General features: G+C 65.5%; 15 protein-coding genes. 7 read left to right on the plus strand and 8 right to left on the minus strand.

The annotated features are described in order from the left end of the window. Nucleotides 1–22 precede the first annotated feature (22 nt). A complete protein-coding gene (groL, locus tag IT430_15375; GenBank protein ID MCC6909319.1) occupies nucleotides 23–1714 on the minus strand; it encodes a chaperonin GroEL in 1692 nt (563 codons plus the stop codon). Between the two features lie 269 nt (nucleotides 1715–1983). Then, nucleotides 1984–2931: a hypothetical protein gene (locus tag IT430_15380; protein ID MCC6909320.1), complete on the minus strand. Its 948-nt coding sequence runs from the start codon at nucleotides 2929–2931 to the stop codon at nucleotides 1984–1986. A 488-nt stretch (nucleotides 2932–3419) separates the two neighbouring features. On the opposite strand from IT430_15380, the gene IT430_15385 reads away from it, so the two are divergent. Further along, nucleotides 3420–3884, plus strand: coding sequence for a hypothetical protein (locus tag IT430_15385; GenBank protein MCC6909321.1), 465 nt, complete (start codon nucleotides 3420–3422; stop codon nucleotides 3882–3884). Between the two features lie 23 nt (nucleotides 3885–3907). Beyond that, the gene (locus tag IT430_15390; GenBank protein MCC6909322.1) at nucleotides 3908–5386 is read left to right on the plus strand and encodes an MATE family efflux transporter; all 1479 of its coding nucleotides are present in this window, start codon (nucleotides 3908–3910) and stop codon (nucleotides 5384–5386) included. A gap of 105 nt (nucleotides 5387–5491) precedes the next feature. Here the strand turns inward: IT430_15390 and IT430_15395 are convergent, their stop codons facing one another. After that, entirely contained in the window at nucleotides 5492–6673 is a 1182-nt protein-coding gene (locus IT430_15395; protein MCC6909323.1) for a thiolase family protein, read from the minus strand. Between the two features lie 267 nt (nucleotides 6674–6940). On the opposite strand from IT430_15395, the gene IT430_15400 reads away from it, so the two are divergent. The 3 genes from IT430_15400 to IT430_15410 are packed head-to-tail and all read left to right on the plus strand — an operon-like array spanning nucleotide 6941 to nucleotide 10562. Next, nucleotides 6941–8506: an MmgE/PrpD family protein gene (locus IT430_15400; GenBank protein ID MCC6909324.1), complete on the plus strand. Its 1566-nt coding sequence runs from the start codon at nucleotides 6941–6943 to the stop codon at nucleotides 8504–8506. Nucleotides 8507–8543: 37 nt separating this feature from the next. Continuing rightward, complete coding sequence (locus IT430_15405) at nucleotides 8544–9401, plus strand: isocitrate lyase/phosphoenolpyruvate mutase family protein (GenBank protein MCC6909325.1); 858 nt, start codon at nucleotides 8544–8546, stop codon at nucleotides 9399–9401. A 39-nt stretch (nucleotides 9402–9440) separates the two neighbouring features. Beyond that, the gene (locus tag IT430_15410) at nucleotides 9441–10562 is read left to right on the plus strand and encodes a citrate synthase (protein ID MCC6909326.1); all 1122 of its coding nucleotides are present in this window, start codon (nucleotides 9441–9443) and stop codon (nucleotides 10560–10562) included. Nucleotides 10563–10595: 33 nt separating this feature from the next. On the opposite strand, the gene mnmA is transcribed toward IT430_15410, so the two are convergent. After that, entirely contained in the window at nucleotides 10596–11765 is a 1170-nt protein-coding gene (gene mnmA / locus IT430_15415; protein ID MCC6909327.1) for a tRNA 2-thiouridine(34) synthase MnmA, read from the minus strand. A gap of 42 nt (nucleotides 11766–11807) precedes the next feature. Here mnmA and IT430_15420 point away from each other — a divergent pair, with 42 nt between their 5' ends. Next, nucleotides 11808–12809: a hypothetical protein gene (locus tag IT430_15420; GenBank protein MCC6909328.1), complete on the plus strand. Its 1002-nt coding sequence runs from the start codon at nucleotides 11808–11810 to the stop codon at nucleotides 12807–12809. 28 nt (nucleotides 12810–12837) lie between these two features. Then, entirely contained in the window at nucleotides 12838–13962 is a 1125-nt protein-coding gene (gene ribD / locus IT430_15425; GenBank protein ID MCC6909329.1) for a bifunctional diaminohydroxyphosphoribosylaminopyrimidine deaminase/5-amino-6-(5-phosphoribosylamino)uracil reductase RibD, read from the plus strand. A 45-nt stretch (nucleotides 13963–14007) separates the two neighbouring features. Here the strand turns inward: ribD and IT430_15430 are convergent, their stop codons facing one another. The 4 genes from IT430_15430 to IT430_15445 all read right to left on the minus strand — a co-directional run bounded on the left by IT430_15430 (nucleotide 14008) and on the right by IT430_15445 (nucleotide 17440). Next, nucleotides 14008–14424 (minus strand): F0F1 ATP synthase subunit epsilon, encoded by a 417-nt coding sequence (locus tag IT430_15430; protein ID MCC6909330.1) that lies wholly within the window; start codon nucleotides 14422–14424, stop codon nucleotides 14008–14010. Between the two features lie 81 nt (nucleotides 14425–14505). After that, nucleotides 14506–16464 carry an asparagine synthase (glutamine-hydrolyzing) gene (gene asnB, locus IT430_15435; GenBank protein ID MCC6909331.1) on the minus strand — a complete coding sequence of 653 codons (1959 nt, stop codon included), beginning with the start codon at nucleotides 16462–16464 and terminating at the stop codon, nucleotides 14506–14508. 66 nt (nucleotides 16465–16530) lie between these two features. After that, complete coding sequence (locus tag IT430_15440; protein MCC6909332.1) at nucleotides 16531–16968, minus strand: hypothetical protein; 438 nt, start codon at nucleotides 16966–16968, stop codon at nucleotides 16531–16533. Between the two features lie 97 nt (nucleotides 16969–17065). Further along, on the minus strand, nucleotides 17066–17440 hold the full coding sequence (locus IT430_15445) for a hypothetical protein (GenBank protein MCC6909333.1): 375 nt from the start codon (nucleotides 17438–17440) through the stop codon (nucleotides 17066–17068). Nucleotides 17441–17481 lie beyond the last annotated feature (41 nt).

The following is a 17481-nucleotide window of genomic DNA, read 5'->3' on the forward strand; positions in this document are numbered from 1 at the left end:
CATCAAGACGGAAGCGGCGCGGTCAGAATCCCATGCCGCCCATTCCACCCATGCCGCCGCCCATACCGCCCATCCCTCCCATGCCTCCCATGCCGCCGCCGTGGCCATGGGCGTGGGCGTGATCGTCTTTTTCCTCGGGCTTGTCAGTGATGATGCAGTCGGTCGTGAGCAGAAGCGAAGCGACGGATGCAGCATTCTGAAGTGCTGTGCGGTCGACCTTCGTCGGGGTGACGACGCCCATCTTCACGAGGTCGCCGTATTCGTCGGTGAGCGCGTTGTAGCCGAATGATCCCTTGCCCTCGGCAACCTTGGCGACCACGACGGTGCCCTTCTTTCCGGCGTTGTCGGCGATGGTGCGAAGCGGGATGCTCAGGGCGTTGCGCACGAGATCGACGCCGTGCTGTTCATCGCCCGTGCAGGAGTTGCGGACCTTCTCGAGGGCGGGGATGGAACGGACAAAGCTGACCGCCCCGCCGGGTACGATGCCTTCGGCGACGGCGGCGCGGGTGGCGTGCAGCGCATCTTCAACCATCGCCTTGCGGGCTTTGAGTTCGGCTTCGGAGGCGGCGCCGACGTTGATCTGCGCCACGCCCCCGGCGAGTTTGGCCAGGCGCTCTTCCAGCTTCTCCCGGTCGTAATCGCTCGTCGTGTTGCCGATCTCTGTGCGAATCTGCTCGATTCGCGCCTGGATTTCCTTCGTGGAGCCGGCGCCTTCGATGATGATGGTGTTCTCGCTGGTGATCTCGAGCTTCTTGGCCAGACCGAGCTGGCTGATCTGCACCTGGTCGAGATCGATGCCGAGGTCCTTCATGATGGCCGTGCCGCCGGTGAGCACGGCAATGTCGCCGAGCATCGCCTTGCGGCGGTCGCCGTAGCCCGGCGCCTTGACGGCCGCGACGTTCAGCACGCCCCGCAATTTGTTGATCACGAGTGTGCTCAGCGCTTCGCCCGTCACGTCCTCGGCGATGATGAGCAGGGGCTTCTTGGCCTGCTGCACTTTCTCGAGGAAGGGCACGAGTTTGGTCAGCGAGTCGATCTTGTCTTCGTAGATGAGGACCAGCGCCTTCTCGAACTGAACCTCCATCTCATCCACGTTGGTGACGAAGTTCGGAGACAGGTAGCCGCGGTCGAACTGCATGCCCTCGACGAGGTCCACGTAGGTCTCAAGGCTCTTGCCTTCTTCGACGGTGATCACGCCGTCCTTGCCGACCTTCTCGAACGCGTCGGCCATGATCTTGCCGATCTCGGGATCGTTGTTGGAACTGATGGTCGCGACGGACTGGATGTCATCCTTGCCGCGCACCGGCTTGGAGAGCTTGCCGATTTCCGCCGTCACGGCTTCAACCGCTTTGCGCATGCCGCGCACCAGTGCGTTGGCGTCGGCGCCGGCGGCGATGAACTTGAGCCCTTCCTTGAACAGGGCCTCAGCGAGCACGGTCGCAGTCGTGGTGCCGTCGCCGGCGTCGTCGCTGGTCTTGCTGGCTGCTTCCTTGACGAGTTGAGCGCCGAGATTCTCGAACTTGTTGCGCAGCTCGATTTCTTCGGCGACGCTCACGCCGTCTTTGGTCACGGTCGGCCCGCCCCAGGACTTGTCGAGCACGGCATTGCGGCCGCGGGGGCCGAGGGTGCTCTTGACGGCGGCGGCCAGCTTCTGCACGCCGGCGAGCAGCTGCTGTCGGGCCTCGATGTCGAACGAGAGTTCCTTGATTGCCATGGGACCGTTTCTCCGGTTGTCTCTGGTGGATTGGTTCGTGGAAGCGTCGGCCAACGGATCACGGCGCGGCGGATCTGGACCCTCCGCGCCGGCCCGGCATGACTGCAACGCCGGTGCCGGGCCGCGGGGCCACCCCAGCCGCTTCAGAGAGTCGCAAATATCTTATCTGCAACTGTTTACGGTAAACAACGAGCCCGCAGGCTGCCGGCGGGGCCTGTCAGGACTCACGAGGCTGCCGCCCCGACCTGCCAGCATGGCAGGCGGGCGCCTCAGCCGATCACCTCATCCAGCCGGTACAGCGGCCTCGCCAGATTTCGAGCCATGCGGCTTGAGTCGATCAGCAGGTTGAGCAGCGCCAGCAGGAGCATCGCAGAGCCAATGAGCAGCAGCATGGCCCCCGCCAGGGCGGAATTGTCCACGACGGCCCCCGCGAGCCCACGGGAATCGAGGACCGCGGAAATCACTCGCAGCGCGTCTCCCAGGAGGATGACGCCGAGCAGAACAAAGATGGCGAGGAAGCCCTGGCGGCTGGCGCCTCCGAGGCGGTGCGGGACGCTGTACCGGGCCAGCAGGAGCACAACGGGTCGAAAGCCGACGATCATCGCCAGCGCCGCGGCGTCGAGCGCCAGCCGGAGAACGGACCTCGCCACATTGGCGTGCACCAGATCGACCCACTCGTTCACGGGCTGACGCGACCGAACGTCGTAGAAGAGCACAGCGCCGTGCAGCAGCGCCCAGCAGATCAGGCCGCCGCGAGCGAGGTTCAGGCCCCTGCGATAGTCGCGCGGCGCGGCGGCGCCGGTGGGACGCTGAAGGCAGAACGTGGCCAGCAGAGCCGCGCCGGCCAACACGCCGATGAGCACGTAATGCCCGATGGTGACGTCGCCCATCAGCGGCGCGCCCGGCGAGCGGATTCGGCGGACCAGCGCCAGCAGGTACGGCCACCAGAGCAGCGCAGCGCTGAGCAGCATGGCCATCGTGACCATAACGAGGCACACCCCCAGGCGTCGCGGGCGATTCAGCAGCGCCAGGCGCACGTCCGCAGGATCAACGATCGGCCGCAGCGAAGGCCACGCCGCGGCGCCGCACTCCGGGCAGGCGCCGGCGGGATCCACGCCCTTGAGGTTGTAGCCGCACTGCTGGCAACGAACGGTCAGCAGGATGGCGCCTGCGGGGAATGCAGGGGTGGCATCTTCGCGCTGTTGCTTCGAGTCCATTGAGACACAGGCCCACGCGGATACGAACACGCCTCGGCTCGCACATCGTCTTCGCCAACCGCGGCACCGAGCAGAGGATTCTAACCATCGGATGAACGGGAAGTGTCGGCGAAAGACGGCGTAGGATGCCATCGATGTCTCCTGCGTCGTCATCACCGCTCAGCGGAGCCGTCCGGCCCCGCGCTCGCGCCCGTTGGCTGTGGCGGACACTGGTTTCAGTGGGCCTCGGAAGTCTGATCACCATCTCAATTGCCTGGGCTGGCGCTGTCTCCGGGCGCCTCAACTCGGTCAGCCGAAGTGACAATGGCGGCTTGGGCTACCTCGATGATCATGTCATCACGTTTGCAATGCGATCGAAATGTTGGTCCGGGACGCGCCTTCTCTGGTCCTGGCGGACGGACCTGCAGCCCGTGGAGTCGCTGAGCGACAAATCGCGCCGCTTTCGCGAGTTGGTGCTTGACGGCGGCAGCGCACCCCCATGGAGCCGAGTGCGCACATGGCCGACGCCTTACGCCGGCGTGAGCCAGCGCTACCTGCGCACTCTTCCACCGGACATCGTTGCGCGAGCCATGTTGGAAGATGGATTCGGCTGGCCGAAGCGCTGTCTTTCGATCGTCTACGGCTATGACCTCAAAGGCATGCGCTGGATCGTCGCAGTTGACGGTGCTGCGATTGAGTTATCAGGTCAGGCCACCGGCCTATCGGGCACTATCCAGCGCGCACTTCCCCTACTTCCCTACTGGCCGGGCCTGCTCATCAACTCGGCCCTCTGGGCCGCGGTGGTATTCACTGTGCTTTGGGGATGGACGGTCTTGCGGCACCGGCGTCGAGTCCGAAACGGCTGGTGCACCGCATGCGGCTACGACCTGCGCGCCCAGCGTGGGCAGACCGACGGCGACGGGCGTTGCCCCGAGTGCGGTGCCGGATTCAAGAGCGCACGCAGCGCGATATAGTCCCGGCTATGCCTGTACGGGAGGTGAGCAAGCGAGAAGACGCCGCACCGACGGAATCAAAACTGACTGTTGATTCCAAGGACGGCCCGACCATCCGCTCGGGCAAACTGGCCGGCCGGTCGCTCTATTCGGCGATCTGGATCATCGCTCTGCCCGTGCTGCTGGGCCAGTGCGCCAATGCGATGGTCAGCCTGGTGGACAAGATTTTCGCCGGCTTCCTGCCGGCCGAACTCGTCAAGCCGGCTCTCGACGGCCTCGGACTGGCCGGGTACGTCACGTGGTTCATCAGCATCTCGATGATGGCCATTGGAGTTGGCGGCATGGCCATTATCGCCCGGGCCGTCGGCGCCGGACAGCGTGAACTGGCCGAACGAACGCTGGCGCAGTGCGGGCTGCTCTCCATCGTCTGGGGTACCGTGGTCGGGGCGGCGCTATGGATCACGTGCCCGGCGATGGCGCGCATCGCACACCTCAGCCCGGACGCCACGGCCGACTGCGTGTCCTACATCCGCATTCTCGCGGCGGGTCTTCCCGCCACGGCCTACCTGCTCGTGAGCATGAGCTGCCTGCAGGGCGCGGGCGAGACGGCGCGGCCGTTTCTCATTCTCGTCGTCGTCAACATCATCAACGTGATCGCGAGTTGGGCCTACTCCGGCGTTGAAATCACTGTCGCCGGGAGCATCATCTACAACCCCGTGGGCATCAACGCCAACGTGCAGGGCATCGCCTTTGGCACCATCACCGCCCAGGCCTGCGGCGCCGTACTGATGCACCTGCTCATGCGGCACGGCATCGCCGATCTCAGATTCCACCTCGCCTTCATGCAATTCGACCGCGACCTGTTTCGGCGCATCGTGCGCATTGGCGGGCCCGGCTTCATCGACGGGTTGGGCATCTGGCTGGGGCAGTTGTTCGCGGTGCTGTGGGTGCTCGGCGCGATCGTAGAGCGATCGGATCTCGACGAGGGAATGATCGGCGCCCACGAAATTGCCATTCAATGGGAGTCATTCAGTTTCCTGCCGGGTTACGCGATGGGCGTTGCGGCCGGTGCATTGGCGGGCCAGTATCTCGGGGCGGGCAATCCGAAGATGGCGCGGCGGGCGATCCGCGCGTGCCTGTACGTGGCCATGGCCATCATGGGATTGGCAGGCCTCGTCTTCATTCTCGCGGGAGATCAACTTACGCTGCTCATCAGCCGCGATCCGGTGCACCTTGAACTCGCGCCCAAGGCGCTGTTCATCGGCGGCTTTGTCCAGGTGTTTTTCGCCATGTCGATGGTGCTGCGCGGCGCGCTGAGCGGCGCCGGCGACACGCGCATGAGCATGATCCTCGCGTGGACGAGCACCTACGGCGTGCGCCTGCCGGCGTCGTGGATTCTCGGCTACGTGCTCGGCTATGGCTTCGTGGGCGTCTGGATCGCGCTGAGCGGCGAACTCGTCGTACGCGGCCTGTTGTACTTCGCCCGCTACCTCTACGGCGGCTGGGCGAAAATCGAAGTGTGAAACGCAATCCAGGTCACAACGGAATCACAGCCAAGACACCCGGCATTGATTGCTTCGTGTCTTCGTGTCTTCGCGGTGAACGTTGGTTGTCCAATGCGAAGACCGTCAGACGCGCTCGATGAGCATCGCCACCGCGTTGCCGCCGCCCAGGCACAGCGACGCCACGCCTCGCTTCAGGTTGAGCCGCTTGAGCTGATGAACGAGCGTCACGAGCACGCGCGCGCCCGAAGCGCCGATGGGGTGCCCGATCGCCACGCCGCCGCCGCACACGTTGACCCTGTCTTCGGAGATCTCGAGCGACTTGAGGTCGGCGAGCATCTGCGCCGCAAACGCTTCGTTGATCTCGAAGAGATCGACGTCCTCGACGCCGAGGCCCGCCTTGGAGACGCAGCCGCGAATGGCTTCCACGGGCGCGATGAACAGTTCCTTCGGGTCGACGCCGTGTGTGTGGTAACTGACAATGCGCGCCAACGGCCTGAGACCCATGGCCTGCGCCCGGCTCTCGGAGGCAATCGCCAGCGCCGCGGCGCCATCGGAGATCTGGCTCGAGTTCGCCGCGGTCACCGTGCCGGCCTTGTCGAACGCGGGCTTGAGTTTGCCGACAGATTCGAGCGTCGTGTCGGCGCGCACGCCTTCGTCGGCGGTGATGTCCTGCTTCTGCTTCGCGTCGGCGGCGGAGACGGGCACGATCGCACTGCCGTACCAGCCTTTCGCCTGCGCCGCCGCAGCGCGCTGGTGCGACTGCACGGCGAAGCGGTCCTGTTCAGCGCGAGAAATGTTGTACTCCTTGGCGATCCATTCCGCGGCTGATCCCATGCCCCAGTCGCAGAACGGGCAGTGCAGCCCGTCGGCGCGCATGTGGTCGATGAGCTGCGCGTCGCCGAATTTGATCCCGGCGCGGACATACGTCAGATGCGGCGCCAGCGACATGTTCTCCATGCCGCCCACGATGAACGAGTCGCCGTCGCCTGCCTTGATTGCCTGCGCTGCGAGCATCGCCGCTTTGAGCGATGAGCCGCAGACCTTGTTGACGGTGAACGCGTTGAGGCTGTTGGACAGACCTGCCTTGAGGCCCGCCTGCCGCGCCGGATTCTGTCCCAGCCCGGCCTGCAGCACCACGCCCATGATGACCTCGTCCACCTTCTCCTTCAGCGCCGGCGCATCGGCGAGCACCGCTTTGATCGCCAATGCGCCCAGCTCCGTGGCGGGCACGCGCGAAAGTCCTCCCATGAACCGGCCGATCGGAGTGCGCTTGGCGGAGACGATGACTGGCGTGGCGGTAGGCATGTGTCGTCCATCCTTGACTGGTCAACGGCGTGCGGCGTCGAATCGCTTCGACAATCGGGAAATCATAGAACAAGGCGTTTGGCACGGTAAGGTTGCGCACGCTGCGGGGCGCCGGATTGGGGATTTCGCCCGCAAGCGTTTGCCCGAGGGCGCGTCTAAACTGCCGTACGTTCGGATGTCGCCTCGCCCATGCCGGCGCGCGGCCCGAGTGTTCAATCGCCGTCCACGCTTCCGAGCCGCTGCCCGGCCCTTTCGAGACCCCCTCCCATGACCGTCGATCTGCACCATCGCGTCACCCTCAAGCACGACACGAACCAGGCGCTGGGAATCGGCCGATTTGCCGTGGATTTCATGGCCGGCAAGATCGGAAAGCCCGCGGAGAGCGTTTTCGACCGCGTCACTCTTTTCCACACCGACGCCGTGCTGTGCGGACTCTCAGCGCTGGCGCTGCGCACCAATGCGCCGACGGTGCTGCGGCAGGAGGCGATGGAGTACGAAGACTCCCGCGGCGCCTGCGTCTTCGGCTCGGCGAAGCGCGTGCACGCGGAAAAGGCAGTGGTGGCCAACAGTTCCGCAGTGCGCGAGTGGGACTCGAACGGCACGAATTTCGGGTATAACCCCGACCTCGGTCACACCGCCGGAGAGTTCGGACACAACGACTTCTATCCCGTCGTGATCGCCGCGGCCCAGATGCGCGGCCTCGACGGCCGTACGGCGCTGCGCGGCATGATCCTTCTGGACGAGATTCGCGGGCGTCTGGCGGAAGTGTTCTCGCTCAAGTCGTACAAGATCGACCACGTCGTTCACGGCGCGATCGCTTCCGCAGCGACGTTGGGCGCGATGATGGGCGCGACGGCCGAGCAGATCGAGTCGGCCATCGGCATGGTCGTCGCGCATTACATCCCCTTCCGCGCCATCCGCGCCGGCAAGCAGTTGAGCGACTCCAAAGGCGCCTCGGCCGCCATCAGCGCCGAAGTCGCCGTGCTGTCGATGCTGCGCTCGATGCGCGGCTTCGTCGGACCGCGCGACATCTTCCGCAACAAGGAAGCCATCTTCCGCCTCAACGAACCGACGGATGGCGACCGCTCGCCGTTTGACATCGTCCTCTGCCACAGCGGCGACCAGTTCGCGGTGATGGGCATGCACTTCAAACTGGGCCTCTACGAGCACCAGTCCGCCGGCGCGCTGCAGGGGTTGATCAATCTGCTGCAGCAGTCGCCGGCGCTGCTCAACGAGCCAACGGGCAGGCACATCCGGTCCATCGTCATCAAGGCTTACCAGCCCGCGTTTGGAATCATCGGCGATCCGGCCAAGCGCGACCCGCACACGCGCCAGAGCGCCGATCACTCGATGGTCTACATCGTGGCGACCAAATTGCGCAAGGCGCTCGAACTCGCCGCGAGCAAGGGGTCAACGCACCTGGCCAACGACAACGACGGCTACTGGAAATCGCTCATGCTCTCGCCGTTCGACTACAACGAGCCGGCGATCTTCAACAGCGACACGCGGCGCCTGATGGAGCGCATCACCTTCGAGCACGGAGGGCCGGAGTACGACGCGAAGTATCCGGATGGCATCCCGACCTCGATGGTGATCACGGACGACGCCGGCCGGCGGCACGACAGCGGGCTGGTCATGTACCCCGCCGGGCACGCCCGCAACACGACCGCGAACCTCAAGAACATCCTCGATCACAAGTTTCGCATGCTTGGCGAACTGGCTGCGGCAGATCCGGACGCGCTTCTGAAACGGCTCGATCTGGCCGATAAGACGGCAGAGGACGTCGCCGCCCTGTACGACGTTGAGATTCTTGATCGCGGGAAGTTTGAATGATATGACGACGCACCCGGGACGAGTGCTGCGGGAACGGATGCAACGCTCTGCGGTCATGGCGCCCGGCGCGTTTGACGCACTGGTCGCGCGCGCCGTGGGCCGCGCCGGCTTTGAAGCGGTCTACATCTCCGGCGGCGCCACGGCCAACGTCGCGGGGTATCCCGACATCGGCCTCATCACCCTCAGCGAGATGACGCGCACCATCCGCGAAATCAGCCAGGCGTCCGGACTGCCGACCATCGTTGACGCCGACACGGGCTATGGCGAGGTCGAGTGCGTCATCCGCACCACGATCGAATACGAGCGGGCCGGCGCTGCGGCGATGCACATCGAAGATCAGGTCTTCCCGAAGCGCTGCGGGCATCTCGACGGCAAGGAACTCATCTCCATCGACGCGATGTGCGACAAGATCGCTGCTGCCGCGCGGAGCCGGCTTTCGGAGGACTTCATCATCATCGCGCGAACTGACGCGGCCGGGGTGAGCGGATTCGAGGCGGCCGTCGAGCGAGCCAATGCCTACCGCGCTGCCGGGGCGGACATGGTTTTCCCCGAGGGGCTCACGAGCGAAGAGCAGTTCGGCGAGATGGCGCAGCGGTCTCCGGGCCTGCTGCTGGCCAACATGACTGAGTTCGGTAAGACGCCGCTCATCACCGCCGAACGCTTTGCCCGGCTGGGCTACGCGCTGATCATCTATCCTCTCAGTATGATGCGGCTGGCCATGGGACACGTCGTGCGCGGTCTCGAAACGCTGAGGCGCGATGGCTCCGCGGCAGCGCTCATCGACGACATGCAGACTCGGGCCGAACTGTACGAACTGCTCGACTACACACCCGGCCGGCAATGGAACTACCCCGGCCGCAGCGGGCGCGATCTGGGCCACTCAACCAACGACTGATGACTGCATACAGATTGATCAAGTGGAGGCTCGACATCCATGACACCCTCACAAGCCACAGCCGCCAGTTCAGGACTTGAAGGCATCGAAGCCGGCTCGACCACTATCTGCAACGTCGGCCAGGGCCAGTTGCTCTACCGGGGCTACGAAATCCACGACCTGGCGGAGAACGCCACGTTCGAGCAGGTGGCGCACCTGCTGCTGGTCGGCCACAAGCCCAGCTCCGCCGAACTCACACGATTCAAGAGCGAACTCGTCAGTCTGCGCTCGGTGCCGGACTGGATCATCGACATCGTCCGCCGCGTCGCACCCAAGTCGCACCCCATGGACACGCTGCGCACCGGCGTGAGCCTGCTCAGCCACGTCGATGCGCATATCGGCAGTAACTCGCCCGAGCACAATCTCGCCAAGGCCAAGCGGCTGCTGGCGGCGATCCCGACGATCATCGGCGCCGGCCAACGGGCCATAGACGGGAAAGCCGCCGTCGCCCCCGATCCGTCGCTTGATCATCCCGCAAACCTGCTCTACATGATGACCGGCAATCGGCCGAGCGAACTGGTTGCCCGCGCGATGGACGTCTCGCTCATTCTCTATGCTGAGCACGAGTTCAACGCTTCGACGTTCACCTGCCGCACGATCGCCGGCACGCTGAGCGACATGCACTCGGCGGTGGTCGGCGGCATCGGCGCGCTCAAGGGGCCGCTGCACGGCGGCGCCAACGAAGCGGCGATGGACATGCTCAAGGAAGTCGGCACACTCGACAACGTCCGGCCCTTCATGGACGATGCGTTCGCCACCAAGCGCAAGATCATGGGATTCGGCCACCGCGTCTATAAGAACGGCGACCACCGCGCGCCGATCCTGCGCTCCTGGGGCCTCAAACTCACCAAAGAGCGACCGGAATTCAAGAAGTGGTTCGACATCGGCGATGCGGTACAGAAGATCATGCTCGACGAGAAGCACATCCACCCCAACGTGGACTTTCCGTGCGGCATGACGTACTTCACGATGGGCATTCCCGTGCCGCAGTACACGCCGATTTTCGTCGCCTCGCGCATCACCGGCTGGTGCGCGCACATCATGGAGCAGCACGAGAACAACCGGCTGATCCGCCCGCTGAGCACCTACGTTGGGCCGGATCGGCGGGAGTGGAACGGGTAATCGGCGTGCCCACATGTGTGGAGCAGAGGCAGCCTACAGCGCCGCGTCGATCCAGCCGCCTCCAATGACGACATCCGGCTCGGCCGCGTCATAGCAGACCACCGCCTGTCCTGGCGCGACGGCGAATTGTGGTTCGTCGAAGCGCACTTCGATCACGCCCTCGCCCGTGCGCTGCACGCGCGCGGGAACCGGCTCGCTGTTGTAGCGGATCTTCGCCAGGCAGGAGCGCCACTCGCCGAGGGCCGGTTCGTCGATGAGCCAGTTCGATTCCCGCGCCGTGCATCCATCCGAGAGCAGCATCTCGCGCGGGCCGACGGTAATCGTGTTCGCCTGCGGGTCGCGATCGACGACATAGATCGGATAGCCCAGCGCCACACCGACGCCGCGGCGCTGACCGATGGTGAAGTGCTGATGGCCGGCGTGGGCGCCGATCTCCCGTCCGTCGGGATCGAGAATCGCCCCGGCGCTGACCGCATCCGGCGTGCGCCGCTTCACCAGTCCCGCGTAGTCGTTGTCGGGCACGAAGCAGATCTCCTGCGAATCGGGCTTGTCGAAGACGGGCAGGTCGAACTCGCGGGCCAGCGCGCGGATCTCGCTCTTGCGATACCCGCCGATGGGCAGGAGCATTTCGTTCAATCTCTCGCGCGGCGCCCCGAAGAGCACGTAACTCTGGTCCTTGTCGCGATCGACGCCGCGCAGCAGTCGCGGCGATGCCCAGGGATGACTATCCCTGGGCGTTGACGTCCCGTTACGATCGATTCTCGCATAGTGGCCCGAGGCGACGTATCGCGCGTCGATCTGCTTCGCGTATTCGTGCAGCCGGCCGAACTTCAGCCAGTCATTGCAGCGCACGCAGGGGTTCGGCGTTCGGCCGGCGTTGTACTCGCCGACGAAGTAATCGATGATGCGCCCGAAGTCCTTCTTGAAGTTGACGACGTAGAACGGCACGCCGAGTCTCGCCGCCACCAGCCGGGCGTCGGCTGCGTCGTTGATCGAGCAGCAGCCCTGATGGCCGATGCGGAGCTTCGACGGATCGCACGATTCGCTGTCCGGGGTGAGTTCATCGAATGTCTCGCCGGGCGAGCCCAGGCGCATGAAGCAGCCAACGACTTCGTGGCCTTGGCGCAGCAGCAGCGCTGCGGCGACGCTGCTGTCAACGCCGCCGGACATGGCCACCAGCACCTTTTCCCGCCTGCCGCTCATTTCCGTTCGCAAGGATAGACGGCCGCCGCTAAACTGACGCTGATGCTGGTCTACGCGGGGATTGACGAGGCGGGATATGGGCCGATGTTCGGCCCCCTCACCGTCGCGTGCGCCACGCTGATTCTGAGCAACCACGAACCCGCCGGCGGGGCGCCGAAGATGTGGTCCCTCCTCCGCGGCGCCGTGGCTCGCCAACTGACCTCCGCCAAGGGCCGCATCGTCGTCTGCGACTCGAAGAGACTGAAGCGATCCAACGGCGATCCGGACAGTCGAGACCGCCACCCGCTCACCCACCTCGAGCGCGGCGTGATGACTTTTCTCGCGGCGGATCGGCAGACCGCGCTTCCCGCGCATGACCGCGCGCTGCTGGACTTCGTGTCGGCAGGCGCCTGGGCCGATCTTGAGCGCACGCCGTGGTACGCGGGGGCTGATGTGCCGCTGCCGGTGGGCAATGACGCCAGTCGGCTGCGCATCGACGCCAACGTGCTGGGCAACGCCCTGAAGCGCAACGGCGTCGTGGTCGATTCGTTGTGCTGCCATCCGCTGACGGAAGCGCAGTTCAACGAGGCGGTCGGCCGAGTGCGCACCAAGGCCGCGGCGAGTTTCCACCTCGTCGGCCGTCACCTCGCGGCGATCTTTGACAGGCACGGAGAGCGCCACCCGCGCGTCGTGGTCGATCGCCAGGGCGGGCGCATGCGCTACCGCGAACAGTTGCAGATCTTGTTTCCCGAGTCGATGATCCGGATCCTCGATGAAGAGGAGGCGCTGAGCCGCTACGAGCTGTCAGCCGATGGCGGGCGCATGACGATCACGTTTGTCGAGAAAGCAGAAGAGTCGCACCTGCCCGTCGCGCTGGCGTCGATGCTCGCCAAGTACGTGCGCGAGCTGCTCATGATCCGCTTCAACCGCTACTTTGCAGCGCTTCGGCCCGAACTCAAACCGACCGCGGGCTACGTCGAAGACGGCCGGAGATTCCTCGCCGATATCGAAGACCTCATCGAACAGCATCGTCTGCCGCGCGAGCGGCTGGTGCGCTGCTGTTGACAGTGCGGGCCGCCCTACGATTTCGTCAATGAATGCAGATATGGCCATGATGAACCGCGCGGCGCGCCTCGGAGCGCGGGGTATTGGCCGCGTCGAGCCCAATCCGCTGGTTGGCTGCATCATCACGGACGAATCCGGCGAGATCATCGGCCGCGGCTGGCATCAGCGATTCGGCGGTCCCCACGCCGAAGCTAACGCGCTCGAAGACTGCAGACAGGGCGGCCGCGACCCGCACGGCTCTACGTTGTACGTCACCCTCGAACCCTGCAACCACACCGGCAAGACCCCGCCGTGCACCGAGGCCATCATCGCCGCCGGAATCGCGCGCTGCGTCATCGCCCGGCGCGATCCGAGCGCGGCCGGGGGCGGGGCGCGACGACTGGAATCGGCCGGCATCCAAGTAGACTGGATCGACTGCCCGCGCGCGGCACGCCTGACCGATTCGTTCATGCATCGCATCGCCACGAAGCGGCCGTGGGTGATTGTGAAGTGGGCCCAGACGCTCGACGGCGCGATCGCGACGCGCGATGGCAGGAGTCGCTGGATTTCCAACGCCTCCAGCCGCGCCGCAGTTCATCGCCTGCGGGCCCGCATGGATGTGATCATGACCGGCGTGGGCACAGTGCTCAGCGATGACCCGATGCTCACGCCGCGCAACACGCGCCGCATCGCCCGGCCGGTCCGCCGCGTGATCGTCGATCCTTCGCTCATCACGCCGATCGAGTCTCAGATTGTGCGGACGGCCGTCGATGTGCCAACGACGATCGCCGTGGACGCCACTGTGGCGGCAAGCCATATCCCCCTCGTCGAACAGTTCGAAGAGCGAGGCGTCGAGATTCTCTCTGTGACGCCTCTGCAGGGCGATGTCGATCTCACCGAGCTGCTCGAGACGCTCGCGGACCGTCACCGCGCCTCGCGTGTTCTCGTCGAGGCCGGCGGTGGACTCGTCGGCAAATTACTTCGCTCGCAGCTGGTTGATGAAGTGATCACCTACATTGCGCCCACGGTCCTCGGTGATGCGGAAGCGATCGGACCCGTGCGCGGGCTCAACCCAAAGTCGATGGACGCAGCCGCAGCTCTCCGGCTCGTGCGCATTCGGCAGATTGGCAGCGACGTCGAGGCGATCTACCGCCCGGCGCGGCAGCAGGCCTGACGCGAAGGCTCAGTGCCTCCGCAACTGCTCTTTCGATGCGTGTACTCAGATGCCGCGGGTATTCGCCGCTCGGGCCATGCGGTTCTTCTCGCGCGCGGCCTGGAGCGCGGCAGTACGGGCCTTTTGCGAACCTTCGTCGGTGGCGGTCATCGCCAGCGCGGCTTCGAGTTCCCTGTTCGCGTCCGAAGCGATGAGATTCTCCGCCGGCGTGGACTTGTCGCTGAGGATCGTGAGCTGGTCGCCGAGCATCTGGGCGAATCCGCCTTCAAGCAGGTACCACCGGCTGGCGCCGCTCGCGAAGTCGAGCCGCATCGAGCCGATTCCGACGCGCGCCAGCAGCGCGCTGCGGCCGGGGGCGATGCCAACCTGCCCGTCCCATGCGGGAAAGGTCACGTAGGTCACCTGCTCGTCGAGCACCTGAGCTTCGGGGGTCACCAGGGTGCAGCGGAACGTCTCGGCCATGCTCAGCGGTCTCCGGAGAGTGGGAGCAGAGTGTAGACCCGGGTGGGAAACGGTCAACGCTGCCCGCCGCGCATGAGAGATTCACCCCAGTTCGGAGGCAGCGGCGAGTGCGGCGCTGCCCGTCAGATCGTCAGAACTGGGCAGGCCGTCGCCCCAGTGCAACTCAAACCAGAGGGCGATATTGAGCACGGGCCACAGGGTAAGCCACTGGCCGCCGGGATCGCTCGCGAGGGCGAGGGCGTCGCGCCGGCGGAACAGCTCCCCAGCCGCGGCGGCCCGCGGCAGCCACGACGCCGCCGGAGCCAGCCACTTCTGGAATGAAAGCGGGAAACTTGCCTTGGGCCGCTGGAGCACGTCGAGGGGGATGTCGCGCGCGAATGCGGCCCGGAGCACGCGCTTGGTTTCGACCCCGCCGCGCGCCAGGGTCTGCGCGGCGCTGGACCATCCCCCATCCGCCGCCGGTCGGGCGCCGAACTTGTACTCGAACGGGAGCGTCGCGGCGAGTTCCGCCAGACGAACATCGGCAAACGGCGTGCGGCCCTCGACGCTTTCCGCCATCGTCGATGTGTCGAGCCGGCCCAGCAGTCCGGACAGGTTGATGCGCTGGTGCACGCGCAGCAGGCGCTGCTCGGCTCGAATATCGACTTCATCAGCACGGCCGAACTGCGCGGCGATCTCCTCGTGCAGCAGCCGGTCGTACTCGGCGGTCTTGAGCACCTCGTCCGTCAACAACGAACCTTTACGCGCAGTGTGAATCCACGAGTTGGATCGAAGGTAATGCTCCGCCTCGCTGCCCAGAGACGGCGAGCCGTACTGCGCTGCGAGTTCCGCGCGGAATCGCGCCGGTGAATCGGACTGCTGCGCGTGGATGGCGTCGAGGCCGCAGAGGATGGGCAGAGCATAGCCGCCGAAGAGTTCATCAGCGCCCTCGCCGCTGAGCGCCACGGTCGCGTGCGGTTTGAGGGCCGCGGCGACAGCCCGGATCGCCGTCTCGTTGGGTGTGCTCACCGGGATGGCGTTGCAGGCGATGAGATCGAACCAGGCGCCGGTGAATCGGTCGGCATCCACAAGCGTGTCGTGATGTTGCGCGCCAAACTGCGCGGCGACGCGTGACGCGAAGCGGCGGTCCTCGCCGCAGTCGTCGGGGTCGGCGGCGCACCAGGTCCGCAGAGCGTCACTGGCTCCCAGATCGCGGCAGACGGAGGCGATGATCGCGCTGTCCAGCCCGCCCGACAGCAGCAGGCAGCGCGGCACGTCGCTGCGCAGATGTGCCGCAACCGAGTCGATCACCGCCTCTCGAACCAGTTCCGCCGCGTCGTTGAATTCGATATCCGTACGTTCGAGCGACGGCTCGCACCAGTATTCGTGCATCTTCCAGCGCGGCTGCCCGCCCGCGAAGGACACCTCGATGCACTCACCGGGCAGCGCGGTGTGCACGCCGGCAAAGAGAGTCCGGCGGCCAAGCGTCGTGCGGATCGTCGAGAGGTAGGCGGACACCACAGCCGCATCAGGCTGGCTCGTCATGCCGGGGTGGGCCAGGATGGCAGCGGGCGCGCTGGCGACGACGATCTCGCGTCCGATGGTGGCGTAGTAGAGCGGCTTGATCCCGAACGGATCGCGAGCCAGCAAGACCCGGTTCTCGACGAAGTCGTAGAGCGCAAAGGCGAACATGCCTCGCAACCGCGTCAGCGCCTCGCTTCCCCAGGCGATAAGTGCGTGCAGGAGTGTTTCGGTATCGCAGCGCGTGCGGAACTCGATGCGATACCGCTGCTGGAGTTGGCGCCGAATCTCCGCGTCGTTGTAGAGTTCGCCGTTGTAGATGAGCAGGTAGCGCCGGTCCGGCGACCACATGGGCTGCGCGCCGCCGTCCGGGTCGATCACTTTCAGGCGGCGATGGGCAAAGAGCACGTTGCGGTGCTCGGCGAACCCGGCGTCATCAGGTCCGCGCTGTCTCATGCAGTCGCGCATGCCGGCCGCGACGTCTGTCGAGACGCTCGGCCGCTTTCCCGGCGGGGCGATGATTCCAAGGATGCCGCACATTCCAAGCCTCCCAAACCGACACCAGAATATCGGCTCAGCGGAGGCTCCCCGGCCACGAACTCGCCGTCAAACCCAGACCTGGCAGATCAGAGCCGGCTCGCGCACCTTGCCGGTAAACTCGCCAATCGTCGAAGTGACGAACTTCACCTCGTATTCGGGGTGGGCGTCGAGCCACTCGTTGATGGTCTGATCCATGAATGCCAGCGAATCGGAGTTGAGTTTCGAGTGAAACGTCCGGACATGAATCGCGCCCGCGCCCGTGACATTGGGCCGACGATTCCATTCCGATTCAGGTCCTCCGCCGTGGCGCTCGAAGGTGCGAATCTTCTTGCTGCCTTCGACCAGCGGCGCCGGATTGGGCAGATCGACCGGGCTCAATTCTTCGTGCTCAACCTCGAAGCCCGAAGATCCGCTCGACGCAGATGATGATGACGCTCCAAAGCCCGTCGGCTCGGAGAATCGGATCTTGGGGTGCTGCGGGTTGTGGTCCTGCGATCCGCTCATGGAAACCCCCGTTTCGAGAATTGGGACATGACTGCGGCTGATACAGGCTACCACGACCAAGACGGCCTTGCAAGCGAAATCCGGATTCGCGGCGAAATCAACTCAGCCGATGGGCCTGCTGATGTCTGATCGACCATTGCTGCGGCGCGGGATCACCGTCCCAGTGCACACTGAGCAGCAGGTGCTCGGCGGCGGGCTCAACTTCTGCAGCAGGCGTCCACCAGCCGGACCGGACGCGCCGGACCAGGCCGCGGTCGCCGGCCACCGGGCCTTCGTAGTCGAGATACGTCGCGCGGTGGTCGGCGAGAGGTTCGACGGCAAGGTCTTCACCTGGCGGGACTTCGTCTGGCCGGAGCGCAACCCGCCATGTCCGCAGGCGCTTGGTCGCCGGGTCGTCCACGGCGAGCATCCAGTCGAAGTGCGCGCTGCCATCGGGCTGCTCGTGGCGGAGGATGACCGTTCGCAATCGCACCGGTGGAGGATACGGCCCGCCTTGCTGACCCGCCGTTCGCC

It is taken from the genome of Phycisphaerales bacterium, from assembly GCA_020852515.1.
Taxonomy (GTDB): Bacteria; Planctomycetota; Phycisphaerae; order Phycisphaerales; family UBA5793; genus UBA5793.